The sequence below is a fragment of the Haladaptatus sp. DYSN1 genome, assembly GCF_029489995.1.
In the GTDB taxonomy this organism is placed as follows: domain Archaea; phylum Halobacteriota; class Halobacteria; order Halobacteriales; family Halococcaceae; genus QDMS2.
In genome coordinates, this window is record NZ_CP120470.1 from 1,714,090 (window position 1) to 1,740,768 (window position 26,679).

A 26,679-nucleotide genomic window follows, 5' to 3' on the forward strand; every position below is an offset into this window, starting at 1 on the left:
ACCCGGGAGCAGCCTATGAACGACGACAACACGAATACTGACCAAACGAACGAGACTCGCGCCAGCATACCCTTAATAGCCACTTTTGATCCTGAGAAGGACTCAGCGAGTGAGCAACTGATAGCAGCGATTGCGACCATCAATGACGCCGACCCCCGCGAGCTGGAGGTGCTCGCGCACTCGATCGACCCGGATGCGCTCGACACGCTGATGTCAAGAAAGAACTGCTCGGTGCAGAATGGCGAGACGCAAATCAGCTTCCCCTATGCCGGGCACCGCGTTCACATCCAGAGCGATGGGACAATGACGTTCCGTGCAAACGGTAGCGAGGACTGAGAAAACAGGCGATGCCACACTTGCTGCATTCAGCTAATCGTCAGCCACTGCGAAATGAATCTCGGTTGGTGTCACTGTCTTCCCCCTCCGCCGAGAGCGCCTCCTCATCCCCCCGATTCACGCCATCAATGGTAAACGCGAGTGTTTCATCGGCTAAAGGTACCCAGTTCCAGGATCGTGGCCTCAACCGGTGTTATACCGTCAACAAACTCTAGGACTCGCTCTACCAACTCCGTTCTTCGTCGGTACGTACTCACCACCCGGCCGGAATTCAGCACGGCCGTTCTATTGGTTTACGCGGAAGAGGCCTCCGTCATCTTTCTGGTCTGTTGGTAACCTCCTGCTGCATACACCCTCTCTATTCAGCACGCGACATCTGTCAGGTTATGAGGGTTTCAGCAGAGTCACAGCGTCTATCGTGACGATATTTCACACGTCTACGTCGATATCGAACGTGAGCTGAGCGGCGACTTCTTCATCCACTACGTCGAGCAGTGGCCAGGTGAGCGAATCGAATGTCGATGGGACCGACACGAAAACCCCACACAACGCTCGCGACCACTATCACTCATTTCCCGCTGCCTCCCGTGACGACGCCATCGACCGACTCTACTGTTGCATTATCGCGGTTCCGCACTGCCAGTCGCCAAACGGGTTTTGAGGTACTCCTGCAGCTGTTCGTCGCAGCAATAGATGTAACAGCCCTTCATTCCACGACTCATCAGCGTTCGATACGTATTCTTGATCAGTTCTTCGGCTCTTGCTGCCGCCTTCTCCGGCTCCTCACGAAACATCTTCTTGATACCGAAGAGTGACCGGTCTGTGTTCGCGCGGGCTTCGTGATCGACGACGATTTCACCTTCACGATACTTCAAATCCGCTCCGATGATTACGCCGACGTAATCGAATTCGAGGCCCTGGCAGGTGTGGATACACCCGACCTCGTCGATTGAGCCTTCTGCAATGGCCCATGGTTCACTCGTATCGAGATTCCAGCTTCGTTCGTACTCGCCAATCTTGATATCGTAGGCGTCGGGGTCAGACCGGCCCTCCTTGTCCCACTCCCAGCAATACCCAGCGACGACTCGCGATAATCGGGTGTGCTCGTTTTTGCGTGCGATGGCCTCGTGAAGCGCCTGCGGCGTATCGAACACCTGTAAGTCGTAGTCGAGATCGAACCCGTCTGCGTTCGCCGTGGCCCTGATCTCCAGGACATCATTGAGCCACGCAATGTAGCCTTCCGAGCCGTTGCACCGGAACTGTGAGTCCAACTCGACCTCCTCAATCTCGGCACCCAGGTCACGGGCATGCCTTCGAATCTCGTCCTTCGAGCCGATATCATCGATATGAATGCGTTGACTTTCGTCGATGAAGAACACGCTGAACTTCGCGGCGTTGATGATCTCCATGATTTGATTCTCCCCGCGGCCAAAGAACGTCGATTCAGCGTTCAATCGATGGGCCTCGTCAGCGATCAGGGCGGGAAGTGCGTTCGACGCCGTCTCCACGAAACTTCCCGCGCCCGTGAACAGATGGTCGATCTCCTTGACCAGCTTGTCGCCTCGTAGCTTCTGCTTGTATACCTCCCTGGGCGCACGGTTCTTCGACACGTACTGGGCGACCAGGTCCTGTTGAATCAATTCGGACAGAATGTTGATCGCGACGACTGTCTTGCCCGTTCCAGGTCCGCCATCGACGATTAACACGCGTTTTTGCCCGTCACGAGCGGAGCGTTTGGCTAACTCGACGGCCTTCTCGAAGACGACTTTCTGTGAGTCGATCAGGGTGAACTCGTCGCGGTCTTCAAGCATCGCCAGGAGCGAATCCTGCAGCGACTTTGCTGGGCGGAGCTTCCCATCGTTCAATTCGTAGAGCGTCTCCAGGTTGTCTCCAACTTCGATTTGTGACTCTAAGAACGACCGCAGTTTCTTTGCATCGCCGCGAACAAACAGTGGAGCTTCATCAGTATACCGTCGATAGACGTCGCGCTCTAGCGTTTCTCGATGGGCTGGTTCGAAATTGTGAAGATAGGCTGCAGGATAGAGGTGAATCGGCTTGTCCTGAATGCGTGTGTTGAAGTCTTTCAGGAGTTGTGCATACGACGACGCCTGGTAGCTTGGGTGCGTCGTTTCCCGAATACCACCCCCGAGCAATGTCCTGACGATTCCGTCCTTGTCCTCAACGGCCTCTGTGCTGGGTCCATCCCACTGCTTTAACTCGACGATCGCCACGTTCGCATTCTCGGCTGCATCGTACCCGGAGATCAGAAAATCGATTCGCCGAGATGTCAGCGGAATCTTGAACTCGATTGCGACGCCTGCGTCGTCGGGCAGCGAACTCCCACTCAACACCTTGTGCATGTACTGAAAGGAGTTCTCCCAGGACCGGACCTCACTCTCACTCCCCATTCCAAGCCCCTTCGATTCATAGCCGCGCTTGATCTCCGGGACCAACTGATCTGTCAGGCTATCTTCCAAGAAGCCGGACTTGGTGTTTTCGTAGACGAGCATCCTGGCTAATTGTCCGCCTTTCGGTTGCTTCCCTTATATTCCTTCGCTGGATACCGGTCGCTGTTCTTCTCGAGTTTTCGTTCTAGGGCTGCTTCGAGGGAGATGTCATAGAGGTCTGCAAATCGAAGCAAAAAGAACAGAATGTCGGCCAGTTCATCCTCGATGTCCTCGCGGGATTCGGCGTCACCGAGGAGGTCTGATTGGTCATCAGTATCTTGGAATCGGAATAGTTCCAACAGCTCGCTTGATTCCGTTGTCAAACCGATCGCAAGGTCTTTTGGTGTATGATACTGCCCCCAATCTCGACGTTCGCAGAACTCTCGCACATCCGCATTCAACTCATCAAGCCGCATGGGATAATGTTACCCGACACACACAAAGAAGTACGGAAGTTTAGGGTCACGTCTAGTTCCCAACCAAGATATATTCAGCCACACCAGATGCCACAATCCCGCTTAGGGACTTCTCGTTTCACTCAGACCGTAGCACTTGTACGCATGGTTGAGGGGAACACTGGATGAGCGGTATAATTCATTACAAATCCTGTGTGATGAAGTAAACATGGACTCGCCTTCAACAAATCCGGATTACGTGGTCTCCTTGGTTGAAAATCTGATTTCAAATTACGAAGCCAAGATTGGTCCCTTCAGCACCAACGAGATGCCGGAGAAAGAGGCGGTCAGTGGTATCGAAAATCCGGTATCACGAGCACGATTCCTCACCCTTTCAGTTGCTATTGATTTTAACCGCAACGCGCGAACCCATTGGAAGAAATGCCGAGAACTCTGGGAAACTCACCAGTGGGTGTTCAATCCTGAGGAAGTCACTGAAATGCACGAGGATATCGCCCGAATAGATGACTGTTCGCTGAAGGGCGTCAACTTGCAGACGGTGTCATGCAGCGTCACACGAAATGCCACTGGTGAAAATGCCTACCGCATCGGATTTCAATCGGTTCGGTGAGTCTGTTACTCTGGGTGCTTCGCCGCTTCGTTTTCCTCGCTCCCGGTTACCTCGCCACGGTCACCGAGTTCTTGGTCGATCATAAGGAGCCCAGGGCCGTCATCGCCGACGTGCCTGAGCTTGTCGATAATGGCCTGTGCAGTCGCCTCTTCTTCGACCTGTTCTGCGACGAACCACTGGAGCATATTCTCGGTTGCGTTGTCGTTCTCCTCACGGGCGAGCGCGACGAGGTCGTCGATCAGCCCCGTGACCATCACTTCGTGGTCGTATGCTGCCTTGAAGGCGGCCTGTGGACTCTCCCAGGACGATTGCGGGGCGTCGATGCCTTCGAGGCGAACTCGTCCATCCCGGTCGAGGACATAGTCATAGATGCGCATCGCGTGGGCATGCTCTTCCTCGGACTGGGCGCGCATCCAGCTCGCGAATCCCGGGAGCCCCTCATCCTCGAAATACGCGGCCATTGAGAGGTAGAGATACTCCGCACGTAGCTCCGCACTGATCTGCTCGTTCAACGCCGATTCGAGTGATTCTTTCAGCATCGTTCACAGAATCACCAACCAGACAAATAATCGTTGCTGGCCGAGGGCATCCGAGGCCCCACAACTAGCGGGGCGGAGAAGTTCCAGCACGTTTGGCCCGACTGAAAGAGCAGTCCACCTGATTGGCTGTTCTCAGCCTCACTTCCTCCCCTCCGTGGTCAGATCGTCGTTGAGCGACGTTTGACACGGCCAGCAATTACCGCGACGGCGTCTTTTGCTTCCAGCCGTTGCACCATCTCCTGGACGTCCGCTGCAGGCCAGTCACGTTCCTGGTGCAGGTCCAGATTTCGGGTCGTCAAGCGCGTACAGCACTTCGAGTTCCTCGTAGACGCGCCTGGTGATCTTCGCTACGGGGCCGTGCAACGGCGTCATCACGTTGTGTTGGTCGGTAAGATCGGTCAACGCTTCGTTCACGTCCGTCACGAACAGCTCTTGGCCCAAGAGTTCGACCTGCGTCTCGAGTTCTGCTTCGGCGACGTCGAACTCGAGGCCGGTCTGCAGCAACGAGAACAGATCCTCGATGTCGTCCACCCGACCGGCAACCGCTTTGAACAGGAAGATATCTTCTGGACTCACGACCTCGACTACGAGATTCTCAGGATCGAGATAGCGTTCGCGCCTGAAGACGCGCTTCGCTCGTCTTCCGTGCTCCCACTCGTTTCACTCGCGGGAACTCCGCTCACGGATGCGCTGGGCACCGAGTTCTTCGTACGCTTCGTCCGGCTCCCGAACGATATCGTATCCCAGTTGAAGAAGCACCGCTTGTAGCTGACTCAGATCAAGACTTGTTGCGAGTTCAGAGACCGTCTGCTCACCGTGGAGGGCAGTGCGGGCACGAACCTCGCCTTCTGTGAGCATACTGTTGCATACGAGCGAACCAATATATAGCCCAGTTCGGTATTTTGCAACACAGACCTAGCTCTGCCTCGCGAGCTGAGAGCTGTTCTGAATCGTAATCGAGAACGAAACGCCCGTACGTCGTGTCTGCTGCGACACTCTCGGTTCCCTTCGTGTGACCAGCAGATTCGCCCTTCGAGTCCGACGGAATGGACGAGGAAGAGCGGCGAGCGTCGGAGGGTTCATTCATTGTAGGATAGTGTCTCTGAGTCCCACTGACATCCTCCCGTGCCTGTAAACGTCCCCAGAATGCAAAGTATTATGCAAAGCGTTCTGATGTGCGAACGAGATGGAGTACGTCTCGATCAGGCTAACTGACTGCGCTGAGTCAGCAACTTTGTGTCAATTTTCAGTCTTTTCGGCAAAGCGCGAGTGGCCGGCGAACAACACGACTCAAATCTCCGTTGGGTGGTCGTGTGTAGTCGCCGTATCAGTGCCGTTCATCCTGTGGTTTCGTCGCTTGGACGGTACCGTCTGGGTGGGCGGGTGGACTGTATAACGTGTACAACCGGAGCGGTTCGTTATCAGCCGTATTCGTGACGTTATGTTCAGTGCCAGCAGGGATTACAATGACGTCACCGTCACCGAGCCTCGACTCCTCGCCGTCAAGGACGGCCGTCGCCGTCCCTGACTCAACGCGGATGAACTGGTCGATGTTGGGGTGGGTTTCGAGTCCGATGTCCGCACCCGGACGGAGGGTCATGAGGACTAATTGGACGTGGTCAGCGGTGAACAGGACATGGCGAAAGTCATCGTTGTTCTGTGTCTCACGTTCGATGTTCGTAACATAGCCAGGCATGGGTGAATCCAGTTTATATAATACGGACTGAAGAGAGAAAAGTAGCCACCACTTATACAGAATCAAGGAGAATACCTGACCCTTTAGGGTCAGGATGAATCCGACAATTCCTCCACAATCCACCGTCGATGGCAGGGTCGGATATTCCATCGTTCCCAGACCGAATCGTTACAAGAGACGTGAGTATACGTGCTTATACAGGCGTTCAGAATGCTGGAAGTCCACCGAATCCACCGGGCGAAAATCGTCAACCACAGCCAAGTGGATGAGATGCTCGACCGGCACGGGTGGGCGTTCGACTCCTTCACGAAGATACTCACCTACAAGGCGAAAGTCGAGGGCATCGAAGTCGTGGAAGTGTCGGAGCGCGACACGAGCAAGACGTGTAGCGTCTGTGGTAGAGAGGACGACCGCCAGCGTGTCGAGCGTGGCCTGTACGTCTGTGAAGGGTGTGATGCAGCGTTCAACGCTGACGTGAACGGAGCGGAGAACATCCGTCTAAGTATCAATCAACGTAACTCCGAGTCTCCGGCCAGTGTGGGTGGGGATAGGAGTACCGGCTGGTTGGCACAGCCCGGAGTCTACCTTCATGACTTGACTCGCGGATTCTCACCGAGCGAACAAGTGGTAGACTGCAAACCCTAATATCCCAACCCAGCGGTGCGGTCACTCAGACGAGTACTCCCCACAGCACGAGACCCACACCGGTGATGAGAAAGAACACCCCGAGAACTCGGTAGGAGTACTCACCTTCTTCAGTCAGTCCATTGCCTTCTGGATGGAATGGCCAGTGGCGTCTCCGAAAGGCAGTTTGGGGGGTTGCATAGAATGTCCAGCCAACCCACAGCGCAAATATCCCCACCGCAAGTGACAGATAAGAAACCATACACTGTGTTTCATCTACAGCGAGAAATACGTTCCTCTGAAAACAGGGAGTGTTCGAAGTGGTCAATCCACACTCATTCTCGAACGATCCGATTGGGTCAAGAGTGCTGGCTCGCCCCTGACCCGCTTGTATCCATTATGTAGCACGACCGCTGTTGCCTCCCTGACTGCTGTCAGACCGCACGCACGGAACCACAGGGTGTCGTGGCAAGCAATCGTTGTTTGTTCTAGGTGTCGGATGCGAACTGCGTGGTACCTGGATGAGTGTCCCCGTTATTTTACTCTTCTGTCGGGGATTCTTTCCGTGGAAGGTACCGGTGTGCTAAGGCCAGGACAGCAAGCCCCCCGGTTGCGGCGCCAGCGGCCAACGATTTCCGTGACTTAATTGGGCCATCTAGCAGGTCGCGAAGCCGTGAGAGTGCATCCTCATTGTCTAACTCCAGCAAGTCCTCGAAGGCTTCTCGGCTGATCGACCCGAACGAAACGTCGGCAGGAATTTCGTCCATCCAGCGGGTTTCCGCTATCTCGTCCACGGTTTCTCCTTCTTGAGGCCCACACGTGATGTGGTAGATGACTTGCGTGAGGAGACTGTCGGGGAACGCCCACACCAACACCATTACCGGTTCTGACTCTTCGACTGGACAGCCGGTCTCTTCGAGGAACTCTCGATGCATCGCTTCTTCCAGAGATTCCCCGTCTTCGACAGTGCCACTCGGAAGTTCCCATTCTCGGTCGGGTTTCGTGTTCTTCACGAACAGGGTTTCCCCGTCGCGTTTCGCGATGCCTGTCACGATGAGTTCGTTCTCCGGGAAGGCATGCGGTTCACTCAGCGTCACGATCTCCAGCGGAACGTCGTGACTCGAGAGTAGCTCGTGTGCGCGTTCAGGGAGACTCAACCGCATTCCTTTGACACAACGTGACACCCAAGTAAATGCATTGTGACTATCCTTCTTCCATGGACTTTGAATTCACAATTCAAAAACAATTACAGGTGAACTAGAAATGACAAAAATTCTCTATTTTCCCTTATTCGTCCAATTCTTCTTCATTGAATGTTGCCACTGGCGACGTCATCGCGGAGTGGACTGCGTTTCGACAGCCAACCAACCGGACCGTCTTGCAGGTAATGTCGGTCAGGACGGTCTCTCGATCATCGCTCCGTGCGGTACAGGTGGAGGGCCAGCGGCCCGAACACAGCGACGATGACGGCAGAGACGCCGAGTACCCACGCGACATCGGCGAAGACGACGGTCCCGTGCATGAGACCGCGAGCGGCGTCGACGAGGTGCGTGACGGGATTCACGCCGACCACGGTCTGGAGCCACGCTGGCATCGTCGCGGGGTCGACGAAGATGTTGCTCACGAACGTAATCGGGAACAGCAACAGGAAACTCGTCGTCATGACCGACTCCGGCGTGTCGACGAGTAACCCGACGACGATCCAGATCCACGAGAGACTGAACGCGAAGACGAGCACGAGCGCCAGCGCGAGCAACACGCCCGCGAACCCGGCTTCGGGGCGGAATCCAAGAATCACGCCGAGGCCGACGACCATGAACGCGGCAATCGAGTACCGGAGGATATCACCGAGGAGCGCCCCGACGAGCGGCGCAGGCTGCCAGATAGGGAGCGACTGGAAGCGGTCGAACAATCCCTTGTCGATGTCCGTGTTGAGGCCAACGCCCGTGTAGACGGTGACGAACACGATGGCCTGAACGAGGATGCCTGGCAGCAGGAACTGGATGTATTCCTGTGGAGACCCCGCGAGCGCACCACCGAAGAGGAACGTAAACAGGATGGTGGACATGAGCGGGAACGCCGTGACGTCGAAGAGTTGGAACGGCACGTGCTTGATCTTCAACAGTGCACGCCAGCCAAGCGTGAGCGAGGCAGAGACTGCGCCAGGTCGGCGGGGTCGCTCGATACGGGAGAAGACTCCCTCGAGTTCCTCCTCGACGATTGCGGCCGATGGCGTCGTCTCTGTGCTCATGCAAGTCCCTCCGCGGTCTCTTCAGCAGGCCGTCCCGTGAGTGCGAGGAACACCTCATCGAGGCTCGCCTGTCCGAGAGAGAATTCGGCGACCTGCACGCCCGCGTTCGAGAGCGCCTGTAGCACCGACGTCGCCTCCTCGTCGAAGGGGACGCTCGCGACGAGCGCATCGCGGTCAGCGCCGTTGTGGACGCTCACACCGGTCAGTTCGTTCAGAACGGTTTCTGCGTCCGTCCTCCGCGCTGGGTCTCGAAGGCGGATGTGGAGGGTGCTCGCACCCAGGGCTGCCTTCAACTCGCGGCTCGTCCCCTCGGCGATAACTCGGCCGTTGTCGATGACGGCAAGGCGGTCTGCGAGTCGGTCTGCCTCGTCGAGGTACTGCGTGGTGAGGAGGACCGTAGTCCCCTCGGCAGCGATGGCTCGGATGATTGCCCAGACCTGATTCCGACTGCGTGGGTCGAGCCCAGTCGTCGGTTCGTCCAGGAACAGCACATCTGGCGTGACGACGAGACTCGCTGCGATGTCGAGTCGCCGTCGCATCCCCCCCGAGTACGTTCGAACCTGCCGCGTGGCGGCGTCGCTCAGACCGAATGCAGAGAGCAGTTCGTCGGCGCGCACCTTCGCATCACGCCACGAGAAGCCGAGGAGACGGGCGACGAGGACGAGATTCTCACGGCCGGTGAGGTCTTCGTCGACCGAGGCGAACTGGCCGGTCAAGCTCACTCGCTCGCGAACGCGTGTGGCCTCACGAACCACGTCGTGGCCGAGCACGGTTGCGGTTCCGGCGTCTGGACGAAGCAACGTCGTGAGGATTCGGATGACAGTCGTCTTGCCCGCACCGTTCGGCCCCAACAGTCCGTAGACGGAGCCTCGGGGGATTCGAAGGTCGAGACTGTCTACCGCTCGCGTCTCTCCGAAGGACTTCTGTAAGCCAGTCACTTCGATGGCGAACGTCGATTCCCGGTTGGAGGTTTCGAGTTCCGAATCGCCGTAGTGAGCCGTCGATGTTGGCGGCGCGAACTCCGGTTCGGTTGCAGCTCCCTCTCTTTCTGTTGATTGGTGTTGCGTCTGGTGTTCGGTCATGCGTACCCCCTCGCGGTACCGCGTAGTCTGTCACTCACGGCGCGACGAGTCCCCGGACTGCCCGTTGGATTGCTGTTGCTTGTGCGCTTGCTGTTGGTTCTGGTCACCAACCTCTCGGCACGTAACTGGATAGTTTCCACGCTGATTCTCCGTAATATTCCTACGAGCATTGCGCCGATATACCTGCGCCAAGTGCGGAGTGAAAGTGTCCACCGAACGGCCTCGATTGGTCTCAACTACTGTACAATTGGACCTACCAACTCACCCATCGTCGTGCGTCAACGACCTCTCCATTCCTGCACGCCGAAGGACAGGCTTCGCTTGGCGATTGAGTTCGAGAGAAATGCTCCGTCAGGGATTCGAACCCTGGTCCTTGCCGTGAGAGGGCAAGATGATTGGCCGGACTACACCAACGGAGCCGATCACACGGGACTTCCATCACGCGCTTTTGCGCCAGTGACGGGGCGTCCTTACTCGTTTGGAGGACGTGGTTGTATAAAAAACCCTTGAAATTTTCTGACTGTGTAAACACGACTCACTCGGGCGATTTTGTACATAGACTCTCTCCGCTCGATGAGTTGAATTTCAACTGGTCACATCACCATCCTCAAGAAGCGAGTAGGACGGGACACAGCCGTACACTTGCCTAAATAAGAGTTTTACAATTACGCACAAACCTTCAAGCATTTGGGTACTGTATTTTCAACGTAACCGAATGAAGTACGACCTTGAATCAGGAGGGCATTCGAAATATGCACTCCACTACCACCTCATCCTCGTCACAAAATACCGACGAGACGTATTCACCGAGGAAATCGAGGGCTTCCTTCGGACATGCATCGATGGCTTTGCAGACAACTATGGGATTGAAATCCTCAATCTCGAAGCTGCAAACGACCACATTCACCTGCTGTTCTCAGCAACCCCCACAACCGACCTCGCCAAGTTCGTCAACACGCTCAAAGGCTCGACCTCCCGGCGAATCCGCAACGAGTATGGCGACCAACTCGGTGACAAACTCTGCGGGGACTCCTTCTGGAGTCAGTCCTACTGCCTCGTCAGTACCGGGCAAGTCTCACTTGACGTGCTGACACAGTACGTAGAGAACCAGCGCATCGAGAACGTATGAACTACAACTACAAGTATCGACTCGAACCCACGCCTTCGCAAGAAGACCAGTTAGCGTGGACGCTCGATACCTGTAGACAGGTGTACAACCACTTCCTCAGCCAACTCAATGAAGCGGATGAGATTCCGAGTCGCTACGACCTACAGGGAACACTCCCTGACCTCAAACGCAACGAGTGGCCAGACCTAAAGAACGTCCACTCGAAGGTGTCCAGATGGTCGTCAAACGCCTCTACGACAATCTCTCAACGCTCTCGGGAGCGAAGAAGAATGGTCGTAGGGTCGGACGACTCCGTTACAAAGGAGTGGGCTGGTACAAGACGTTCACGTACAATCAATCTGGGTTCAAACTCATCGAGACTGGGACTCGAAACGACCGACTCAGACTCTCGAAGATTGGCGACGTGCCGATTCGCTATCACCGAGAAATCCCCGAGTCTGCGGCCATCAAACAGGTCAAAATCAAGCGAGACTCCACAGGGACATGGTGGGCTATCTTCGGCATCGAAACTGAACAAAATACTCCTCAACCGAAACCGCTTGACGATGTGGAGAACCCTGTCGGCATCGACGTGGGAATCCTCAAGTACACGCACGATTCCAACAATCTCTCGGTTGGGTTCCCTGACTTCTCCGAAGCGTGCAACCGCCTCGCCCGAGAACAGCGGAAGTTGTCTCGAATGCAGAAAGGGTCGAATAACTACGAGAAGCAACGGGTTGTGGTTGCACAGGCGCACGCCCGCCTCGGCAATCAGCGCCGAGACTTTCTGCATAAACTGTCGTCGTGGTACGTGAAGAACCACGACTTCATCGCCGTCGAAGACCTCAACATCACTGGCTTGTTGGAGAAATTACGAAACAGTCAGAACGTTTCTCACGCCGCTTGGCGAACCTTCATCGATATGTTAGCGTACAAGGCTGAGAGTGCCGGTACGCACGTCGTGAAGGTAAACTCTCGTGGCACGACCAAAGAGTGTAGTCAGTGTGGCGTATCGTCCGAGAAGCCGTTGTGGGTTCGTGACCACTCGTGTCCGTCGTGTGGATTTGAGTGCGACCGTGACCTGAATGCGGCGTACAACATTCTTCAGCGTGCGTTTTCTGACGTAGGGCAGGGACTGCCCGAATCAACGCCTGCGGAGACTGAGGCCGCTGTGGACGCTACGGTGGCGTCTGCAAGCCTCGTCGTAGAAACAGGAAGCCCCGTTCTCAACGCACGTAGTGCGTAGGGCGGGGTAGTTCACCAGTTCCGCTTCCGGGCCGCCGTATTGCGATAACCTCTGTCACTCATCGTCGAGCGCAGAGCGGGTCGCCTCTGGCTCCTGGCCGGAGAGACTGACGATGTTCTCGCGGCCCATCCGGAGTTTGCTGATGAGGCCGTCGTCTTCCATGTCCGAGAGGAGCATGCTGACTTTCGACTTCGACCATCCGGTCTCGTCGACGATGTTGACTTGGCGCATGCGCCCGCCGTTGTCCTGGAGCATCTTGAGGACGCGGTCCTCGTCGGTTAGCAGTTCGTCGTCCGCGACGGCGGCCGCGGCGGGGGTGGGTGAGGACGTACCGCCGCCGGACGACTTCTTAATGGCACCTGCACCTGCTCCGCCGCTTCCACCGCCACCGCGGGTTGGGAACGCGCCCGAACGGTAGGCGAACGCGCCGGCGGCGATAGCGAGCAGGAAGAACACGACGGCGGCCGGGATGAGCGGGAAGTTTCCGCTCTGTTCGGGCACGATGCTGTCATCGGTCGTGGTCTGGCCTAGGTCGCTGCCCGGGGGCGCGAGGACGACACGGGGTTGCTGGTCTGCGAACTGGGTGTCTTCGAACCAGGTCAGCGAGTCGCTGGTGGCAAGAGACCCGCCTGACACCGCGCCGGGTTCCGGTTCCGCCTCAGCGAACTGGAGTGGCCCGTCGTGTTTGATGACGAACGACTGATTCGGACCGATATAGAGGCCGCCTTCGAAGACGTCGCCGACGACGACCTGGTCGTCGCCCGTCTGGGCGAAGTTAGACCAGGTGAACTGCATCTCGACGATGCCTTCGTTGCCGAGTTCGCTCACGTACGCCTGTTTCGAGAAGTCGCTCGCGCTCATCGTCCGCCCGGTCGCCTGCTCGCCGGAAGTGGCGAGCGCCTGTGACTGATTCTGGAACTGTTTGTAGAGCTCAGTCTCGTTTTCGTTGAACTCGGTTGCGTACTGGTTGAACTGCTGGCGGTCTTCGTCCGTCTCCAGCGTCCATCGATAAGAGAACGTCCATCGCGCCGAGCCGTTTTCGTAGATTTCGACGATGAACTCCGTCCGGTCGAACTCCTGAGCCGCGGCGATCGAGCCCGAAGAACCCTCCGGGTTGTCGGGCGGAGCGGCAACTGCTGGCGCTGTCGCCGCGAAGACGAGGAGGAACGCGAGACACGCCGCAGACAGCCCTTTCATCTAACCTAAACCTTACTTGGTCGCTATAAAAGTGCTGTGACTCTACATGTATCGGCAGACCAGCAAATCGATGGACGCGACGCCCGGTCAGGAATGGTCTTCGACAGGTGCGCTCTGTGCGTTTTTCTTCACACTCTCGATTCCCTGTCGCGCCTTTTGTTTGCTCGCGTACCCTTCGCCGCTGTCTGCGAGGATATTCCCGTTGGCGTGAACCAGCCGCCAGCGATAGTCGTCCTCGGCATCTCGGTACAGTTCGAACGTCGCCTTCTGCATACAGAAAGAGAGGTGCTCCGTAGCTATCGCCGCTTCGCGTCGTTCGTGTCCTCGTACTCCGTCCGAGCTTTGCGCTCTGCGTCCTCGCGTTTCATCACCGGCTGGTCTGCGGTCTCAGACTGGATGAAAAAGTAGAGGACGAGCGGTACGGCGATGGCGAGCAGGATGATTACGAAGAAGATGCTTCCAGTGGCCATGGTTCACGGTTCGAAATCGCGCGACGTAATCGTTTCCCCGCACCCAGAAGTATTTACCACTCGCCCGAGAGGTGTCCGGTGTATGACGCCTCCAGTGGACGACAAACGTGGCTGCATCAAGTGTGGTCACGACGAAGTCTCGACCGACAAAATCGCCACCTCCGGCACCGGGCTCTCGAAGATGTTCGACATTCAGAATCGCAGTTTCCAGGCGATTACCTGTACCAACTGCGGCTACACGGAGCTGTACCGCGGCCAGTCGAAGGGCAACATGCTCGACCTCTTTTTCGGCTGACTACGGCGCGAGGCGGTTCTTCCGACCCTTCATCTTCTCGTTATAATGCTCGAAGGTGAGCGGACACCACTCGGCGGCGAGGTCGAGGACCTGATTGGTCAGGTCGCGAATCTCCCACTGACTGTCTGCGGCCGCGCGCATGTCGGCGACGTGCATGAGCATCCGGGCGTTCATCGACATGACCATGTTGACCTCCGTCCCGATTGGGAGGACGAAGCGGGCGTCTTCGGGGGGCATCCCGAGGTCGAGGAGGTCCTGGTAGGTCTGGACGGAGTTCGTGACGGACTCGCGGAACAGTTCCTCGCGTTTTTCCATCATCTCGTCTGTGACCTCGCCGGTCTTCTGGTTGCGACCAACCCAGTTTTTGTCCGTCGCAGAGGGGGGCCAGACGACCATCTCACCGGCGGCGACGTCTTCTACGTCGACGTCGTCGAAGGCGACGTAGCGCATTGACTGGACGTCGAACGAAACGTGGCGGTGGCGCGTAATCTGAGCCATACACGACCGACTGATACCCTCGACGGCGAACGTGGCCTGGACGTGTTCGAACGGGCCGAAGTGGCCGTGGTTGAGCAGGTGGCCGATGAGGGTGCGCTTTTTCGCCTCCAGCGAGTCGCCTTTCACGTTCTTCATGATGTCCTCGAAGGAGGTGTCGCCGACGAAGTCAGCCATGTAGTCGTTTCGCGCCGCAGTGCAGATGAGTTCCTCCGGATTGTCGGTGGCTTCGAGCAGACGAACTTTCATACCCAAAGGCGCGCAGGGAGGACAGATAATTCTGCGGGATTTCGGCCACGTCGTTCAAGTTAGCGCCATGTGTACGCCCGCCCATGGGCTACAAGAAATCGACCGCAGACGACGTGGATTCGCTCATTCCCGAAGAGTTCGGTGGGATGTGGATGTTCCGCAACTCGCTCGAAACCGAGGCGCTCGGCCTCTCGGTGATGGAACTCGAACCCGGCGGGAAGAACAAGGTCCACGACCACGCGGGCGACGGCCAGGAGGAGGTTTACTGCGTCGTCGACGGCGAGGTGACGGTCACGGTCGACAACGAGCGCGTCTTCCTCGGCGAGAACGAAGCCCTTCGCGTCGATCCCGGGGACACGCGACAGGTCGAAAACACCGGCGAGGAACGCGCCCGCCTCGTCATCGCCGGAGCGGGCCGGCCGCCTCAATAGAGCGACACAATCAAACCCCGCCCCTTCGATGGGTCGGATATGATATCGAACCTCGCCCAGGGCGTGCAGGCATTCACCAGCAACGTCTTTCTCGTGAGCGGTGAACGCACCGTCCTCGTAGACCCCGGCAGCGGTTTCGACGTCGTGAGCAAACTCGAAGAGCGCACCGAGGACTTAGACGCTATCGTCCTCACGCACACCCACCCCGACCACGTCGGCAACGTCACCGCCGTCAAAAACGCCTTCGACGTGGACGTGTGGGGCTACGACCCCGACTCCCCGTTCGTCGACCACGCAATCGAAGACGGCGAGACGGTGCAACTCGGCGACGACGACTACACCGCACTCCACACGCCGGGCCACAAAAACGACCACCTCTGCTTTCACTCCCCCACGGCGAGCGTCCTGTTCGCGGGCGACCTCGTGTTCCAGAACGGGAGCTTCGGCCGGACAGACCTCCCGGAGGGCGACCGCGAACTGCTCATCAAATCCATCGAGCGACTCATCGCGACGCTCGACTCATCACTCTCGGTCATGCACGTCGGCCACGGCCCGAGCATCACGAGCAACCCTTACGACGATATCGAACTGAGCGCCCGCATGGCGCGAATGCAGTAGTCAGTCGAGCGCCACCGCGACGAGCGCCTCGTAGGCGACTTCGTACGCCTCGCACACGGCGTCCGGGTCGGTTCGCGTTTCCGAGTCGAGCGCCGGCAAGGATACGCTTGCCCGCGGTTCGATGAGTTCGACGACGCCGCTTACGACTTCTTCTAACTGTCCTTCACGGGGGCTGTTCCCCGCGACTCCACAGGCCTTCGCGTAGCGCGCCCCGTCGTAAATGCGCGCTCTGCCGGGTTCGACGATGGCCACCGCGTCCGCCTCGTAGCCCCGAAGCGGTCTGGCGATGTCAGCGTAGGATTCGACGACGACGCGCTCAGTCTCTGCGACGCGCTTCGCGCAGGCTTCGAGCGCGGGCAGGTGATGGCGACTCATCGCCTCGTTCAGTTCTTCGACGGTCGAGATTTCGATGGCGTCTGCGAGCAGGTCGGCCACTTCGCCGGGAACTTCGGCCGTCGCGTTCACGACCATCGCGTCGCCGGCCCGGTCGCAGACGAACTCGCGGTCCTGTCGGCCGAGCAGCCCTGCGCCCCCGCCGGGAGCCGGTCGCCACAGCCGATGGACTGGGTTGATGTCCTCGGGCGTTACGTCCGCGGCGCTCGCCTCGGCCAGTCGGCTGGCGTCCTTGCCGTACAACCGTCCTTCGGAGACGGCCACGAGGTAGTCGTCGTGGTCGAACCAGTGGTCGTTGCCGGCGCGTGGCTTGAAGCCGGTGCCGTCGATGTAGCGAAGCAGGCCGACCGAGAAGGTGGTCTTTCCCGCGTCCACCTGGTCGCTGCCGGCGACGAGCAGGTTCATCGCAGGCCGTAGAACCCGGGGTCCTCGTCGGATTGTGGGTCGGCGAACGACAGTTCGTCTGCGTTCACCATGACCCACGGAATCGCCCACGAGAGGAGGACGTCCTCCGTGTCGTAGTCGAGGTCGTGGTCCGGTTCTAAGCCCTGGAGCATCCGCGCGATCTCGAAGACAGTGTACATCTTGTCGTCGTCGAGCACTTCGGCTGGCGAGCGGAAATCGAGCGGTCGAATGTTCTCGAACGCGTCTTTGTCGCGTGGCATGGCCGGCGCTTGGCGTTCGAGCAAATAAAACGTCCCGCTACCGGGCGAGCGCCTCGGCCACCTTCTCGATTGGGTGTGGAGGCCGGTCTTCGCCTTCGCCCTCTCGCTCCCCAAGCTGGGTGCGACAGGACGCACCGGGGGCGACCACCTGCGAGGCCGGACTCTCGTCTACCTTCTCGAACAGCAACCGGCCGATTGCCTTCGAGAGGTCGTAGTGTTCTGCTTCGTAGCCGAAGCTCCCGGCCATCCCACAGCACCCCGAATCGAGTGGGTCTACGTCGTAGCCCGCCCGACGCAGCACGCCCACGGCGTGGTGGTCGCGCTTGACCGCCTTCTGGTTGCAGTGGCCGTGATACGCGATGGATTCGCGCGGGTCGTCGAACGACATCTCCTCGTCCACCTGGAGGCGGTCTATGAACTCACAGACGCCGTAGGTCGCCCGCGAGACTGCTTCGCAGGCTTCGTCGCCGGGAAGCAAGTCGCGGTACTCGTCCTGGAACATGACGGCGTCGGAGGGCTCTGCGAATACGACCGACCAGCCGTCGGTGACCTGCGGGGCGAGCGCCCGGACGTTCGTCTGCGCCTGTTCTTTTGCCTTGTCGAGGAACCCCTTCGAGTAGGCTGCTCGACCCGTCGCAGTCGTTTCTTTGGGCAGTTTCACGTGACAGCCGCCGGCTTCGAGGACGCGCACGGCGGCCTTTCCGATTTCTGGCGAGGCGTAGTTCATGTACGTGTCCGGGAACAGGAGCACACGGTGGGTGGCGTCCTTGGTCGGAACCTTTGGCCCGCGCTTTGCGTACCAGTCGCGGAACGACTCGCGCTCGAAGTGCGGCAGGTCGCGGTCTTTCGCGATGCCGAGGGTCTTCTCCATGACCGTCCGCGCGCCGGGCAGTTCCGTCGCCCAGTTCGAGATGGGCGCGAGCGCACTCCCCAGCTTGGAGAACTGCTCGATGTCGGCGAAGAGTCGCTCGCGGGGTGAGGTACCCTTCTTCTGGTGGGTCTGGTGTTTCACCTCGGCTTTGAGCTTCGCCATGTCCACGCCCGTCGGGCAGTCGGTCATACAGCCTTTACACCCGACACAGAGGTCCAGGACTTCCTCGTGGAACTGTTCTGAGTACAGTTCCTCTTCGGGCAGGTCGCCGCTGATGGCCGCCCGCAACAGGTTCGCTCGACCGCGAGTGGTCTGAATCTCCTCTTTCGAGGCGCGCCACGTCGGGCACATCGTCCCCGTGTCCGTCTGGCGGCAGGTGCCACAGCCGTTACACAGTTCGACCAGGTGCGAAAACCCACCCTCGTCCGAAAAGTCCTGGGCCGTCTGTGGCTCGATGGAACTGTACTGCGCCCCATAGCGCAGGTTCTCGCGCATGTCCGTCACCTCGTCGCCGAAGACGACCTTCCCCGGGTTCATGAGCCACTCGGGGTCGAACGCCGTCTTCAGGTCCTGGAATGCTGCCCACAACTGCGGGCCGTACATCTTCGGGTTGAACTCCGTCCGCGCAAGACCGTCGCCGTGTTCGCCCGAGAAGGAGCCGTTTCGTTCGAGCACGAGGTCAGTCACGTCTTCGGCGATGGAGTGCATCTTCTCGATGCCCTCCTCCTCTTTGAGCGAGAGAATCGGCCGGATGTGGAGCGTCCCACTCCCGGCGTGGGCGAAGTAGGCCGCAGATGTACCATGATTTTCGAGCACCTGCTCGAACTCTTTGACGTACTCTTTGAGTTCCTCGGGAGGCACTGTCGCGTCCTCGATGAACGGGTAGGGTTTGGCGTCGCCCTGTAAGCTCATCAGGAGCGGAATCGCCGCCTTCCGAAGCTTCCAGAGGTCGCCCTGCGCCTCTGGAGTGTACGCCTCGATAGCGTCGAACGCCGTGCCGTTTTCGAGGAATCGCTCGTTGGTCGCGGCGATGGCCGCCTCGAAGTCGTCGTGGCACTCAGAATCGAATTCGAGCATGAGCGCCGCCTTCGCGCGTTTTGGGATGGGGTCTGCGTACTGGGCGTACTCCTCTGACTCACGGGCGAGGCGAAACACCTCCGAGTCCATGAGTTCGACCGCGCCGGCGTCGTATTCGAGCGCGACTGGCACCGCGGCCATCGCGTCGGTCAACTCGTCGAAGCAGTAGAGGACGAGCGCCGTCTCCTCGGGTTTCGTCACGAGCGAGAGCGTCGCTTCCACGACGACGCCGAGGGTACCCTCCGACCCGACCAGGAGTTTCGAGAGATTGATGACCCGTTCGCCATCTTGCTCGCGGATGACCTTGTGGAGGTTGTAGCCGCTCACCGACCGCTTGAGCGTCGGGTAGCGCGCTTCGATTTCCGCCTCGTTCTCCTCGACGAGCGCCCGCACCGTCTCGTAGATGCGGGCTTCGAGCGTGTCCTGTGCAACGATGTCGTCCCACTCCGGACTGTCGAGGACCACGTCGCGGGTGTGGATGAGCGACCCGTCTGCGAGGACGACTTTCAGTTCCTCCGTGTAGGCGTCGGTGATGCCGTAGCGCACCGAGTGCGCCCCCGTCGAGTTGTTCCCGATGGACCCGCCGACCGTCGCCCGGTTCGAGGAGGCGGGGTCGGGGGCGAACTTGAGTCCCCACTGTGAGAGGTGATTGTCAAGGTGGTCCTGGACGACGCCCGGTTGCACGGTGGTCAGTTGCGCGTCGGGGTCCACGTCCAGAATTTCGTCCATGTGCCGGGTCAGGTCGAGGACGACACACCCCGGGCCCACGGCTTGCCCCGCGAGCGACGACCCGGTTCCGCGCGGAAGAATCGGCGTGTCGTGTTCGGTCGCCGTGCGTACTGCCGCCTGAACGTCTTCGACGTCTTCTGGGAACACGACGCCAGCGGGCCGGGCTTTGTAGATACTCCCGTCCGTGGCGTAGAGCACCTGCGAGTACTCGTCGAATCGAACGTCTCCCCGGACTGCGTCTGAGAGCGCCGCGGCCAGCGCGTTATGTTCGGCAGGCGACGACACCGAACCTTCAGCATCTTTCGTGGCCATATTGCCTTTCGGTACTTGGTTGAGTGAGATAAATGCTGTCGTTGCGCACACATTTGCGAACAGTCGAGTTCCCCCTTCCAGTTAAACGACACCGCAGTTTTGCTGACTCAGCGAACGTGCCTTTCTCACTATGTCTCTCCACACTCGTGTTCGAATCGTGCAATCCTTCCCATCAACTACTGACGGACGGTGTGAACGTTTGCTGGTCCCTGAAACTGCTGACTTCGAGCATCCATCGGCACACCGAACGAACGCCACCCGCTTTCGTTCAAAATGACGTCGCAAAAACGCTCTCGTCGGGCGGTTCTCGGGAGCTCTGCAGCGATTCTCGCGAGTCTCTCCGGGTGTACGTCCATCGTCAATTCGCTGGAGCAACGTGAACTGGAATCGACCTCGCAACCGCCTACGGCAGACAGCAATCCGACGGGAACAGCGCTCTCGCTCTATGCGAGTACGGATACGACGACGTTTGGCGTGGACCTCACGGGGAATCCCCTCATCGGGTCGCCGGACGCGCACGTCGATATGTACTACTGGAGCGATTTCCAGTGTCCCTTCTGCAATCGATTCGAGCAGAACACGGCACCGAAGCTCATCGAGAACGACGTGTCGAACGGAAACCTGCGAATCGTGCTCCTCGAACTCCCAAACATCGGCGACGAATCGACGATTGCGGCCGCGATGTCGAAGTGCGTGTGGGACCAGGTCAAAGCTGACCGGCCAGACGTGTATTACCGATGGCACTCGGCGGTGTTCGACGCCCAGAAAGAACCAAATTCGAGGTGGGCCGTCAGAGAGAATCTCCACGCGATTACCGAATCAGTCGGCGGTGTGGACGCAGAAGCCGTACACTCGTGTCTCGAGAACCGTCGGTCGAAGATGAAAGGCTGGGTCGAACAGGACCTGGAACAGGCTGACGAACAGGGAATCGGCTTGACGCCCGGCTTTGCCCTCTACAACCACGAGACTGAAAACGCAAAACGACTCACCGGCGCACAGCCGTACGAGCGATTCAAGAGCGAAATCGAAAAGCTAGCCGAATGATGAACGTACAGTCCAGAACCGCTCAGTTCAGCAGCAATCTCGAAAGCGCCCTCGCGTATCCGTTCACCTCGTGGCAACGGACCGTTGCGATGGGCGTCATCGGGGTCCTCACGTATCTCCTCCTGATAATGAGCGTGATGCCGGAGTTCACCATCCAGATGTTGAGCGCGGGCCTCCACTGGTTCGATTACGTCGTCATCTCGCTGACGCAAACGACCTATCGGTCGAACGGCTGGTTTGGCCTGGGCGTCATCGTCGCCTACTCGATTCTCACCGGCGTCGCACTCGTCAACACCATCGCACAGGTCCGGATGGTTGGGGTTTCGAGTGTCTCCGACCTGGTGGGTATCGTCCCCGGATTGCTGGCGTCGGGCTGTGCGAGCTGTGGTGCGGGCATGCTCGGCTTTCTCGGATTTGCTGGGGCGATGGCCGCGATGCCCTTCCACGGCGACCTGCTCCGTGTCGGCGGGCTTGCACTCTTGCTGTTCTTCCTCGGCCGAGCAGGCGACCCCCGAGAATGTACGTTGTGACCGACGGGGACCCCTTCTAATCGAAACTCGCTTTCGGGAGAACGCTGAGTCCCCGCAGGTCACCGGTACATCGAGTAGAGGACGAGCACCATCCCGATGGCGACCAGACTGGTCTGGATGACGCCCGACATGAGCGTCTCGATGTCGAGGAGGGTGAAGAACGAACAGTCCATCACGCCGCCGACGCTGATGAACAGGAAGCCAGACGATAGATAGAACATCGGCTCACTCTGGTGGCGTCGGTAGCCCTGAAAGCCCTTCGCGGCGATGATGAACCCGAGGGCGACGGTGAGGAGTTTCCCGGCGAGGAGGGCGAGACTCATTCGTCGTCACCTCGGATGCCGGCCCAGGTGCGGGCAAATTGGTCGACTGCATCTTCGTGCGTCGATACGGAAACGTCGATTCCCTGCTCGGTAAAATCGATGTCGACGTGACTGACGGTGGCCTCGTACATGGTATAGTGGTGCCCATCGGGGTCGGGTTTCGTGTGTTCGACGAGCAACCCCTGTTCGATGAGGGCGTTCGCCCGCCGGTAAATCGTGGAAAGGGAGGCATCACAGGCTTCACTGAGGGCTGCTGCTGACATCGGTTCGGTGGTCGTCTCGGTGAGAATCATGCGTGCATAGCTATCGTTCAGTAGCTGGAACAGTTCGGTCGCCTCGACGTCGTCGCCCACGGTTCACTCACTCATAGCGGGATACTAATTCACGTGGTGATTCGCTGACTCAGCGAACGTGCCTTCCTATTCATACGCTCCCCTGTCCAGTCGTGCCCAATCGAGGGTCAGGCCACCAGTTCTCAGATAAGGATTATGAGTGTGGTGGTGTGTCGGGAGCACTCGACCTGAACGTTTGCAAGCCCGTCGCGGAGTATGGCTCCGCCCCTTCGACTGTGACCGCGATTTCGACGAAATTAGCACAGGGTAGGACTCTCTGGATGCTTCACCCAATCTGAACCGTAGAAATGTTGATACACTCACACTACGTTTCTGCGAGTGAGTATGCGCGAGTCCAGCCCACCAACTCCCGAGCTAATTTCCGCCCTCGTAATGGCGAATCGTGCAATCAGGGCACCCCACTACACTTCGACCCACGATGACGGAGTTCAGTACACTGACTTAGACCGGGGCCTCCAGTGGGGCGCGGACGCTATTCCCGCTTTGCTCGGCCTCTTCGCGGTCGAACCGGACACCCGTGAGGACGAGTCAAGCGGGTGGGTCGGCTTCGCCCGCCATTGGCGCGGCGCGACGATGCGGCTTGCCTTCGACCTGTTTTCCGTTCCCGACGAGTCCGACCCGGTCGTGGTCGTGACAGCGATTGCGGGCCGTGCGGGGGAGGGGTCCATCGGAGACGACGTCGGAGCAATCGAACTTCCGGACGAAGTACCGACCCAACAGGAGTGGAAGGACCGAGAAAAACGCTACCAGACGGCGCGGCGGAAGGATACCGCCGATGGAGCTGCGTCGGTGAAGGCGTTCATCGCAGCCCTGCCGGGATGGAAGGGCGAGATTGCGGAGCGATTCGACCGCCTCATCGAACAGGAAGTCCCGGAGGTGCGTCGCGCCGTGCGATATCATCAACCCTTCTACGGCGTCACGGACGAGGGCTGGTTCGCGGCGTTCAGCGCGCTCTCGAAGCACGTGAAACTCACATTCGTGACCGAGGAGTATCTCGACCCGGTGCCGCCGAGCGGAACGGGACCGACACGGCAAGCCCTGGATTTGAAAGAATCGGACACGCTGGACGAGGAACAGGTTTCATCGTGGATTCGCCAGGCCGCCGACAACCCGGGGATGAACTGGTAACGAAGTCCGGGACGCGAATTTGTCGCGTGCCGGTCGCACTCCCCTTCAGACGAAAGCCGTCGCTCACGGGGCGAGCGCAATAAAAAGTGGAAGATTTGGGACTTACTCGAACAGCTCGACTGCCTGCGCGTAGCGCGACGATGGCTCTTCCCAGTCGACGACGTTGAAGAAGGCTTCAACGAAGTCGCCACGGGCTGGACCGTAGTCGTAGTAGTACGAGTGCTCCCAGACGTCGAGTGCGAGGATTGGGTGGCTGCCCCAGAGTGCGCCCTGGTCGTGCTTGTCGACGACGACGTTGCGCAGCTGGTTACTGAACGAGTCGTAAACGAGGAGTGCCCAGCCGCCTGCGGCGGATGCGGCAGCCTCGAACTCACCCTTCCACGCTTCGTAGGAACCGAAGTCCTGCTCGATACGGTCTGCGAGGTCGCCCGATGGTTTGTCGCCACCGTCTGTGGACATGTTCTGCCAGAACAGGTCGTGCAGGATGTGGCCACAGCCGTTGTGGGTCACGTTGCGGATTGCGCCAGCCGAGGACCCGAAGTCACCGGACTCGCGGTTGCTTTCGAGCGTCTCCTCTGCGGAGTTCCATCCGTTTACATAGCCCTGGTGGTGCGTGTCGTGGTGCCACGTGAGGACCTGCTCTGAGATGTGCGGCTCGAGTGCGTCGTAGTCGTACGGAAGCGGCGAAAGTTCGTAGCTCATGAGATATACCTCCGTCTGAAGCATGCGGCGGAATCCTGTTAAACCTTAAGGAGGCGATTGCTAGCACCCTGCATGCATCCGTCGCCCGCTAGTGGTCTCTCCCGACCACGATGTCCGACCGCCGGTCGTATTCGAGTTCGGTCGCCACCTGCGCCGCGATATCCTCGCCCGCCTCACGTGCGACGAGGTGCAGCGCGAGGTCGATGCCGGAGGTAACACCGCCCGCGGTGAGCAGGTCGCCGTCGTCCACGACGCGTGCGTCCACCACCTCAGCCGCAGTCTCCCGAAGGTCTCCGAGCGCGGAGGCGTGGGTCACGGCCGGTCGTCCGTCCGTGAGGCCAGCGCGGGCGAGCAACATCCCGCCCGTGCAGACGGAGGCCACCGTCGCGCCAGCGTCGTAAACTTTCCCGAGCGCAGTTGGAACCGCGCCCTTCTCGGCTTCGGCCCACGCGCCTGCCTCGCTGCGATTGCTCCAGCCCCCACCGGGCACGAGGACGATGTCGGCCGGGTCGTCGGTCACGAGCACGCCGTCGATACCGACGCGAAGGCCGTGGCTCGCCGTTATCGTCTTCGTCTCGTCGAGCGTCACCAGTCGCACGTCGAATGGCGCGCCAAGCTCGGCGGCCGATTTGAACACCTCGTAGGGGCCGATTGCGTCGAGTTCGTCGAACCCCTCGTAGCAGAGGATGTCGATTCGGGTTGGCATACCTGAGATGTGCGAGCACGGCAGAAAGTCATTTCGTCGCTTCTGTGTCCTCGGCGCCGCGATCGAGTGGCACGCGAATCGTCACCGTCGTTCCCTCGGGGTGGTTCTCAGCGAAGGTGAGTTCCCCGTCGAGAGCCTTGACCGCCCAGTTTGCGAGCCAAAGGCCGAGCCCCTGGCTGTGAAGTAACGCCGTCTCGTGGCCCATGTCGAGCACTTCGAGTTCAGTCTCTGGAATGCCCGGCCCATTGTCCGTAACCGAAATCGTGAGCCATTCTCCGGACACCGAACCGGTGATCGTCGCTTCCGGCCGGTCGTTCGTGTTGTGCTCTGCGGCGTTTTCGAGGAGGTTCTCGATGGCTGGTTCGATGACCCAGCCGCAGGTGGTCGACTCGGGTGGGAGCGACTTGACCCGCACCGCGACGTTCGGGTGCGCGGTGCTGACGGCTGCGGCGGCAGCCTCGATGATTGGTGCGACCGAAATCTGCATGAGGTCCGCGTGGTCGCTGTCGATTATCTCCTGTATCGCCCGGGCCTTGTTCCCCATATCGACGAGGTGGAGGGCCTTCTGTCTGAGCCGGTTCGTGAGCGCAGGGTCGCCCCCGCCGGCTTCGAGGCGGTCTGCGAATCCGAGGACGACGTTCATCTCGTTTCGCAGGTTGTGGCGAAGTACGCGATTGAGCACGTCGAGTCGCTGCTGGTAGCGAAACCGCTCGGTGACGTCGCGCAGCACCAGCACGCGACCGATGACCCGGTCGTGGTAGTCCCGGAGGTCGGTCCGACTCACCTCGTAGTGGCGCTCGTCACCCCCTGTGCCGAGGGTGACTAGTTCTGTCCCCTCCGTCGGTTTTGTGGAGAGTTGGTCGTACCCTTGGAAGGTTTCGTCAAGCTGCGTGCCGAGAAGGTCGAGCGGAACCGCGCCTATGACGGCAGCGGCGCTCTGGTTTACGTCAACGATGCGGCCCGTCGAATCGACCACGACGACGCCGTCGGCCATCTCGTCTACGACGAAGGTGCGCGCGAGGCGACCCGGTGCCGGACTCGCATCGAGGAGTTTGTACTGAGAAATCGCCCCGAGACTCGCGATGCCCGACACAGTGAAGGCGACCGGCGTCGGGTCCACGGCGACCCACGGGAGCAGGTCGCCGACGTAGATGAGGTTCCCGACCCACGGGGCAAGCGCGGCGAGTAAGATGGCGATGGCCTGCTTGCGGTGGATAATCGGTGAATTTTCGAGCAGGTTGAAAAACAGCAGGTCGCCCACGAGCGCGAGGATGTAGGAGTAGCCGATGATGACCCAGAACCAGGGGCCGAACGTCTGGGTCATGACGAGCGTGTCGCCAACCAGTCTGAGGCCGACGGAGTGACGAACGAGGAGGTGGGCTTCGTTGGTCCAGACGAGTACCACCGTTAGCGCGGGAATCGCGCCGAGCAACACGATATTTCGGGGATTGACGTACTCATCGTTACCAGTGTATTCGAGCGCGAAGACGACCCATGCGACCGGCACGGTCACCGAACCGGCCCACTGCATGCGCGCCCAGAATAACTTGCCCATGAGCGTCGCGGCGTTGAGTTCGAGGATGTACATCCCCGACCACCACGTTGCGGCGGCCATCAGAACCGCGAGTGCCGTCGCCCCCGGTTCGGGTCGCTGCCGCCAGGCAAACACCGTCGCCGCACCGCCTGTCAACACCGCGGCGAGCATCAAAACGAGCAGGTCGAAGGGGAGGGGCACG

30 protein-coding genes, 1 tRNA gene and 2 pseudogenes are annotated in these 26,679 nt (G+C 59.3%); 11 read left to right on the forward strand and 22 right to left on the reverse strand.

Annotated features, from left to right (window positions below):
- Positions 1–15: 15 nt before the first annotated feature.
- On the forward strand, positions 16–336 hold the full coding sequence (locus tag P0648_RS09170; protein WP_277503685.1) for a HalOD1 output domain-containing protein: 321 nt from the start codon (positions 16–18) through the stop codon (positions 334–336).
- A 620-nt stretch (positions 337–956) separates the two neighbouring features.
- Here P0648_RS09170 and P0648_RS09175 read toward each other — a convergent pair.
- Together P0648_RS09175 and P0648_RS09180 are read right to left on the reverse strand one after the other, a co-directional pair.
- Entirely contained in the window at positions 957–2,846 is a 1,890-nt protein-coding gene (locus P0648_RS09175) for a DNA/RNA helicase domain-containing protein (RefSeq protein ID WP_277503687.1), read from the reverse strand.
- A 5-nt stretch (positions 2,847–2,851) separates the two neighbouring features.
- The gene (locus tag P0648_RS09180; protein ID WP_277503689.1) at positions 2,852–3,199 is read right to left on the reverse strand and encodes a nucleotide pyrophosphohydrolase; all 348 of its coding nucleotides are present in this window, start codon (positions 3,197–3,199) and stop codon (positions 2,852–2,854) included.
- Between the two features lie 208 nt (positions 3,200–3,407).
- Here P0648_RS09180 and P0648_RS09185 point away from each other — a divergent pair, with 208 nt between their 5' ends.
- On the forward strand, positions 3,408–3,809 hold the full coding sequence (locus P0648_RS09185; protein ID WP_276247576.1) for a hypothetical protein: 402 nt from the start codon (positions 3,408–3,410) through the stop codon (positions 3,807–3,809).
- Between the two features lie 5 nt (positions 3,810–3,814).
- Here the strand turns inward: P0648_RS09185 and P0648_RS09190 are convergent, their stop codons facing one another.
- From P0648_RS09190 to P0648_RS09205, 4 genes are all read right to left on the reverse strand, one after another.
- A complete protein-coding gene (locus tag P0648_RS09190) occupies positions 3,815–4,348 on the reverse strand; it encodes a ferritin (RefSeq protein WP_277503691.1) in 534 nt (177 codons plus the stop codon).
- 261 nt (positions 4,349–4,609) lie between these two features.
- The gene (locus P0648_RS09195) at positions 4,610–4,924 is read right to left on the reverse strand and encodes a hypothetical protein (protein WP_277503692.1); all 315 of its coding nucleotides are present in this window, start codon (positions 4,922–4,924) and stop codon (positions 4,610–4,612) included.
- 84 nt (positions 4,925–5,008) lie between these two features.
- A complete protein-coding gene (locus P0648_RS09200; protein WP_276247572.1) occupies positions 5,009–5,206 on the reverse strand; it encodes a hypothetical protein in 198 nt (65 codons plus the stop codon).
- Between the two features lie 469 nt (positions 5,207–5,675).
- Complete coding sequence (locus tag P0648_RS09205; protein WP_277503693.1) at positions 5,676–6,044, reverse strand: cupin domain-containing protein; 369 nt, start codon at positions 6,042–6,044, stop codon at positions 5,676–5,678.
- Positions 6,045–6,317: 273 nt separating this feature from the next.
- Between P0648_RS09205 and P0648_RS09210 the strand changes: the two are divergent.
- A pseudogene (locus P0648_RS09210) lies at positions 6,318–6,689 on the forward strand (transposase); the annotation flags it as partial.
- A gap of 518 nt (positions 6,690–7,207) precedes the next feature.
- Here P0648_RS09210 and P0648_RS09215 read toward each other — a convergent pair.
- The 4 genes from P0648_RS09215 to P0648_RS09230 all read right to left on the reverse strand — a co-directional run bounded on the left by P0648_RS09215 (position 7,208) and on the right by P0648_RS09230 (position 10,420).
- Entirely contained in the window at positions 7,208–7,831 is a 624-nt protein-coding gene (locus P0648_RS09215; RefSeq protein ID WP_277503694.1) for an NUDIX hydrolase, read from the reverse strand.
- Between the two features lie 248 nt (positions 7,832–8,079).
- The gene (locus P0648_RS09220; protein ID WP_276247568.1) at positions 8,080–8,919 is read right to left on the reverse strand and encodes an ABC transporter permease; all 840 of its coding nucleotides are present in this window, start codon (positions 8,917–8,919) and stop codon (positions 8,080–8,082) included.
- A complete protein-coding gene (locus tag P0648_RS09225) occupies positions 8,916–10,001 on the reverse strand; it encodes an ATP-binding cassette domain-containing protein (protein ID WP_277503698.1) in 1,086 nt (361 codons plus the stop codon). The genes P0648_RS09220 and P0648_RS09225 overlap by 4 nt, the downstream gene beginning before the upstream one ends.
- Before the next feature lie 344 nt (positions 10,002–10,345).
- Positions 10,346–10,420, reverse strand: a tRNA-Glu gene (locus P0648_RS09230).
- Between the two features lie 296 nt (positions 10,421–10,716).
- On the opposite strand from P0648_RS09230, the gene tnpA reads away from it, so the two are divergent.
- A complete protein-coding gene (tnpA, locus tag P0648_RS09235) occupies positions 10,717–11,130 on the forward strand; it encodes an IS200/IS605 family transposase (RefSeq protein ID WP_276247544.1) in 414 nt (137 codons plus the stop codon).
- Positions 11,127–12,355, forward strand: a pseudogene (locus P0648_RS09240) (RNA-guided endonuclease InsQ/TnpB family protein). The gene tnpA and the pseudogene P0648_RS09240 overlap by 4 nt, the downstream one beginning before the upstream one ends.
- Positions 12,356–12,409: 54 nt before the next feature.
- Here the strand turns inward: P0648_RS09240 and P0648_RS09245 are convergent.
- The 3 genes from P0648_RS09245 to P0648_RS09255 form a co-directional block, all read right to left on the reverse strand.
- Positions 12,410–13,552 (reverse strand): helix-turn-helix domain-containing protein, encoded by a 1,143-nt coding sequence (locus tag P0648_RS09245; protein WP_277503701.1) that lies wholly within the window; start codon positions 13,550–13,552, stop codon positions 12,410–12,412.
- An 87-nt stretch (positions 13,553–13,639) separates the two neighbouring features.
- Positions 13,640–13,825 (reverse strand): HVO_2922 family protein, encoded by a 186-nt coding sequence (locus P0648_RS09250; protein WP_276247542.1) that lies wholly within the window; start codon positions 13,823–13,825, stop codon positions 13,640–13,642.
- Positions 13,826–13,848: 23 nt separating this feature from the next.
- Positions 13,849–14,022 (reverse strand): hypothetical protein, encoded by a 174-nt coding sequence (locus P0648_RS09255; RefSeq protein ID WP_276247541.1) that lies wholly within the window; start codon positions 14,020–14,022, stop codon positions 13,849–13,851.
- A gap of 82 nt (positions 14,023–14,104) precedes the next feature.
- Between P0648_RS09255 and P0648_RS09260 the strand changes: the two genes are divergently transcribed.
- A complete protein-coding gene (locus P0648_RS09260) occupies positions 14,105–14,317 on the forward strand; it encodes a zinc ribbon domain-containing protein (RefSeq protein WP_276247540.1) in 213 nt (70 codons plus the stop codon).
- Here P0648_RS09260 and thyX read toward each other — a convergent pair whose 3' ends face one another.
- Positions 14,318–15,061 (reverse strand): FAD-dependent thymidylate synthase, encoded by a 744-nt coding sequence (thyX, locus tag P0648_RS09265; protein ID WP_276247539.1) that lies wholly within the window; start codon positions 15,059–15,061, stop codon positions 14,318–14,320. It abuts the gene before it with no gap.
- 83 nt (positions 15,062–15,144) lie between these two features.
- On the opposite strand from thyX, the gene P0648_RS09270 reads away from it, so the two are divergent.
- Positions 15,145–15,492: a cupin domain-containing protein gene (locus P0648_RS09270; RefSeq protein WP_277503703.1), complete on the forward strand. Its 348-nt coding sequence runs from the start codon at positions 15,145–15,147 to the stop codon at positions 15,490–15,492.
- 39 nt (positions 15,493–15,531) lie between these two features.
- Positions 15,532–16,110: an MBL fold metallo-hydrolase gene (locus P0648_RS09275; protein WP_276247537.1), complete on the forward strand. Its 579-nt coding sequence runs from the start codon at positions 15,532–15,534 to the stop codon at positions 16,108–16,110.
- On the opposite strand, the gene P0648_RS09280 is transcribed toward P0648_RS09275, so the two are convergent.
- The 3 genes from P0648_RS09280 to P0648_RS09290 are packed head-to-tail and all read right to left on the reverse strand — an operon-like array spanning position 16,111 to position 20,157.
- On the reverse strand, positions 16,111–16,908 hold the full coding sequence (locus tag P0648_RS09280; RefSeq protein ID WP_276247536.1) for an ATPase: 798 nt from the start codon (positions 16,906–16,908) through the stop codon (positions 16,111–16,113).
- A complete protein-coding gene (locus P0648_RS09285; RefSeq protein WP_276247535.1) occupies positions 16,905–17,168 on the reverse strand; it encodes a DUF5827 family protein in 264 nt (87 codons plus the stop codon). Before P0648_RS09285 ends, P0648_RS09280 begins: the two co-directional genes overlap by 4 nt.
- 37 nt (positions 17,169–17,205) lie before the next feature.
- Complete coding sequence (locus tag P0648_RS09290; protein WP_277503706.1) at positions 17,206–20,157, reverse strand: FAD-binding and (Fe-S)-binding domain-containing protein; 2,952 nt, start codon at positions 20,155–20,157, stop codon at positions 17,206–17,208.
- 273 nt (positions 20,158–20,430) lie between these two features.
- Here P0648_RS09290 and P0648_RS09295 point away from each other — a divergent pair, with 273 nt between their 5' ends.
- Both P0648_RS09295 and P0648_RS09300 read left to right on the forward strand, forming a co-directional pair.
- Positions 20,431–21,201, forward strand: coding sequence for a thioredoxin domain-containing protein (locus P0648_RS09295; RefSeq protein WP_277503708.1), 771 nt, complete (start codon positions 20,431–20,433; stop codon positions 21,199–21,201).
- Positions 21,201–21,731 (forward strand): hypothetical protein, encoded by a 531-nt coding sequence (locus tag P0648_RS09300; RefSeq protein WP_369685681.1) that lies wholly within the window; start codon positions 21,201–21,203, stop codon positions 21,729–21,731. Before P0648_RS09295 ends, P0648_RS09300 begins: the two co-directional genes overlap by 1 nt.
- Before the next feature lie 59 nt (positions 21,732–21,790).
- On the opposite strand, the gene P0648_RS09305 is transcribed toward P0648_RS09300, so the two are convergent.
- Positions 21,791–22,054: a hypothetical protein gene (locus P0648_RS09305; RefSeq protein WP_276247531.1), complete on the reverse strand. Its 264-nt coding sequence runs from the start codon at positions 22,052–22,054 to the stop codon at positions 21,791–21,793.
- Positions 22,051–22,407 (reverse strand): helix-turn-helix domain-containing protein, encoded by a 357-nt coding sequence (locus P0648_RS09310; protein WP_276247530.1) that lies wholly within the window; start codon positions 22,405–22,407, stop codon positions 22,051–22,053. The genes P0648_RS09305 and P0648_RS09310 overlap by 4 nt, the downstream gene beginning before the upstream one ends.
- 324 nt (positions 22,408–22,731) lie before the next feature.
- Here P0648_RS09310 and P0648_RS09315 point away from each other — a divergent pair, with 324 nt between their 5' ends.
- Positions 22,732–23,535, forward strand: coding sequence for a DUF1801 domain-containing protein (locus P0648_RS09315; RefSeq protein WP_277503714.1), 804 nt, complete (start codon positions 22,732–22,734; stop codon positions 23,533–23,535).
- A 102-nt stretch (positions 23,536–23,637) separates the two neighbouring features.
- Here the strand turns inward: P0648_RS09315 and sod are convergent, their stop codons facing one another.
- The 3 genes from sod to P0648_RS09330 all read right to left on the reverse strand — a co-directional run bounded on the left by sod (position 23,638) and on the right by P0648_RS09330 (position 26,678).
- Positions 23,638–24,237 (reverse strand): superoxide dismutase, encoded by a 600-nt coding sequence (gene sod, locus P0648_RS09320; protein ID WP_277503716.1) that lies wholly within the window; start codon positions 24,235–24,237, stop codon positions 23,638–23,640.
- 88 nt (positions 24,238–24,325) lie between these two features.
- Positions 24,326–24,943: a DJ-1/PfpI family protein gene (locus P0648_RS09325; protein ID WP_276247527.1), complete on the reverse strand. Its 618-nt coding sequence runs from the start codon at positions 24,941–24,943 to the stop codon at positions 24,326–24,328.
- Between the two features lie 28 nt (positions 24,944–24,971).
- Positions 24,972–26,678 (reverse strand): histidine kinase N-terminal 7TM domain-containing protein, encoded by a 1,707-nt coding sequence (locus tag P0648_RS09330; RefSeq protein WP_277503717.1) that lies wholly within the window; start codon positions 26,676–26,678, stop codon positions 24,972–24,974.
- Between the last annotated feature and the right edge of the window lies 1 nt (position 26,679).

Coding starts and splice junctions, on each gene's coding strand:
- P0648_RS09170 (WP_277503685.1), top strand. CDS start 16: ATGAACGACGACAACACGAATACTGACCAAACGAACGAGACTCGCGCC.
- P0648_RS09175 (WP_277503687.1), bottom strand. CDS start 2,846: ATGCTCGTCTACGAAAACACCAAGTCCGGCTTCTTGGAAGATAGCCTG.
- P0648_RS09180 (WP_277503689.1), bottom strand. CDS start 3,199: ATGCGGCTTGATGAGTTGAATGCGGATGTGCGAGAGTTCTGCGAACGT.
- P0648_RS09185 (WP_276247576.1), top strand. CDS start 3,408: ATGGACTCGCCTTCAACAAATCCGGATTACGTGGTCTCCTTGGTTGAA.
- P0648_RS09190 (WP_277503691.1), bottom strand. CDS start 4,348: ATGCTGAAAGAATCACTCGAATCGGCGTTGAACGAGCAGATCAGTGCG.
- P0648_RS09200 (WP_276247572.1), bottom strand. CDS start 5,206: ATGCTCACAGAAGGCGAGGTTCGTGCCCGCACTGCCCTCCACGGTGAG.
- P0648_RS09205 (WP_277503693.1), bottom strand. CDS start 6,044: ATGCCTGGCTATGTTACGAACATCGAACGTGAGACACAGAACAACGAT.
- P0648_RS09215 (WP_277503694.1), bottom strand. CDS start 7,831: ATGCGGTTGAGTCTCCCTGAACGCGCACACGAGCTACTCTCGAGTCAC.
- P0648_RS09220 (WP_276247568.1), bottom strand. CDS start 8,919: ATGAGCACAGAGACGACGCCATCGGCCGCAATCGTCGAGGAGGAACTC.
- P0648_RS09225 (WP_277503698.1), bottom strand. CDS start 10,001: ATGACCGAACACCAGACGCAACACCAATCAACAGAAAGAGAGGGAGCT.
- tnpA (WP_276247544.1), top strand. CDS start 10,717: ATGAAGTACGACCTTGAATCAGGAGGGCATTCGAAATATGCACTCCAC.
- P0648_RS09245 (WP_277503701.1), bottom strand. CDS start 13,552: ATGAAAGGGCTGTCTGCGGCGTGTCTCGCGTTCCTCCTCGTCTTCGCG.
- P0648_RS09250 (WP_276247542.1), bottom strand. CDS start 13,825: ATGCAGAAGGCGACGTTCGAACTGTACCGAGATGCCGAGGACGACTAT.
- P0648_RS09255 (WP_276247541.1), bottom strand. CDS start 14,022: ATGGCCACTGGAAGCATCTTCTTCGTAATCATCCTGCTCGCCATCGCC.
- P0648_RS09260 (WP_276247540.1), top strand. CDS start 14,105: ATGACGCCTCCAGTGGACGACAAACGTGGCTGCATCAAGTGTGGTCAC.
- thyX (WP_276247539.1), bottom strand. CDS start 15,061: ATGAAAGTTCGTCTGCTCGAAGCCACCGACAATCCGGAGGAACTCATC.
- P0648_RS09270 (WP_277503703.1), top strand. CDS start 15,145: ATGGGCTACAAGAAATCGACCGCAGACGACGTGGATTCGCTCATTCCC.
- P0648_RS09275 (WP_276247537.1), top strand. CDS start 15,532: ATGATATCGAACCTCGCCCAGGGCGTGCAGGCATTCACCAGCAACGTC.
- P0648_RS09280 (WP_276247536.1), bottom strand. CDS start 16,908: ATGAACCTGCTCGTCGCCGGCAGCGACCAGGTGGACGCGGGAAAGACC.
- P0648_RS09285 (WP_276247535.1), bottom strand. CDS start 17,168: ATGCCACGCGACAAAGACGCGTTCGAGAACATTCGACCGCTCGATTTC.
- P0648_RS09290 (WP_277503706.1), bottom strand. CDS start 20,157: ATGGCCACGAAAGATGCTGAAGGTTCGGTGTCGTCGCCTGCCGAACAT.
- P0648_RS09295 (WP_277503708.1), top strand. CDS start 20,431: ATGACGTCGCAAAAACGCTCTCGTCGGGCGGTTCTCGGGAGCTCTGCA.
- P0648_RS09300 (WP_369685681.1), top strand. CDS start 21,201: ATGAACGTACAGTCCAGAACCGCTCAGTTCAGCAGCAATCTCGAAAGC.
- P0648_RS09305 (WP_276247531.1), bottom strand. CDS start 22,054: ATGAGTCTCGCCCTCCTCGCCGGGAAACTCCTCACCGTCGCCCTCGGG.
- P0648_RS09315 (WP_277503714.1), top strand. CDS start 22,732: ATGCGCGAGTCCAGCCCACCAACTCCCGAGCTAATTTCCGCCCTCGTA.
- sod (WP_277503716.1), bottom strand. CDS start 24,237: ATGAGCTACGAACTTTCGCCGCTTCCGTACGACTACGACGCACTCGAG.
- P0648_RS09325 (WP_276247527.1), bottom strand. CDS start 24,943: ATGCCAACCCGAATCGACATCCTCTGCTACGAGGGGTTCGACGAACTC.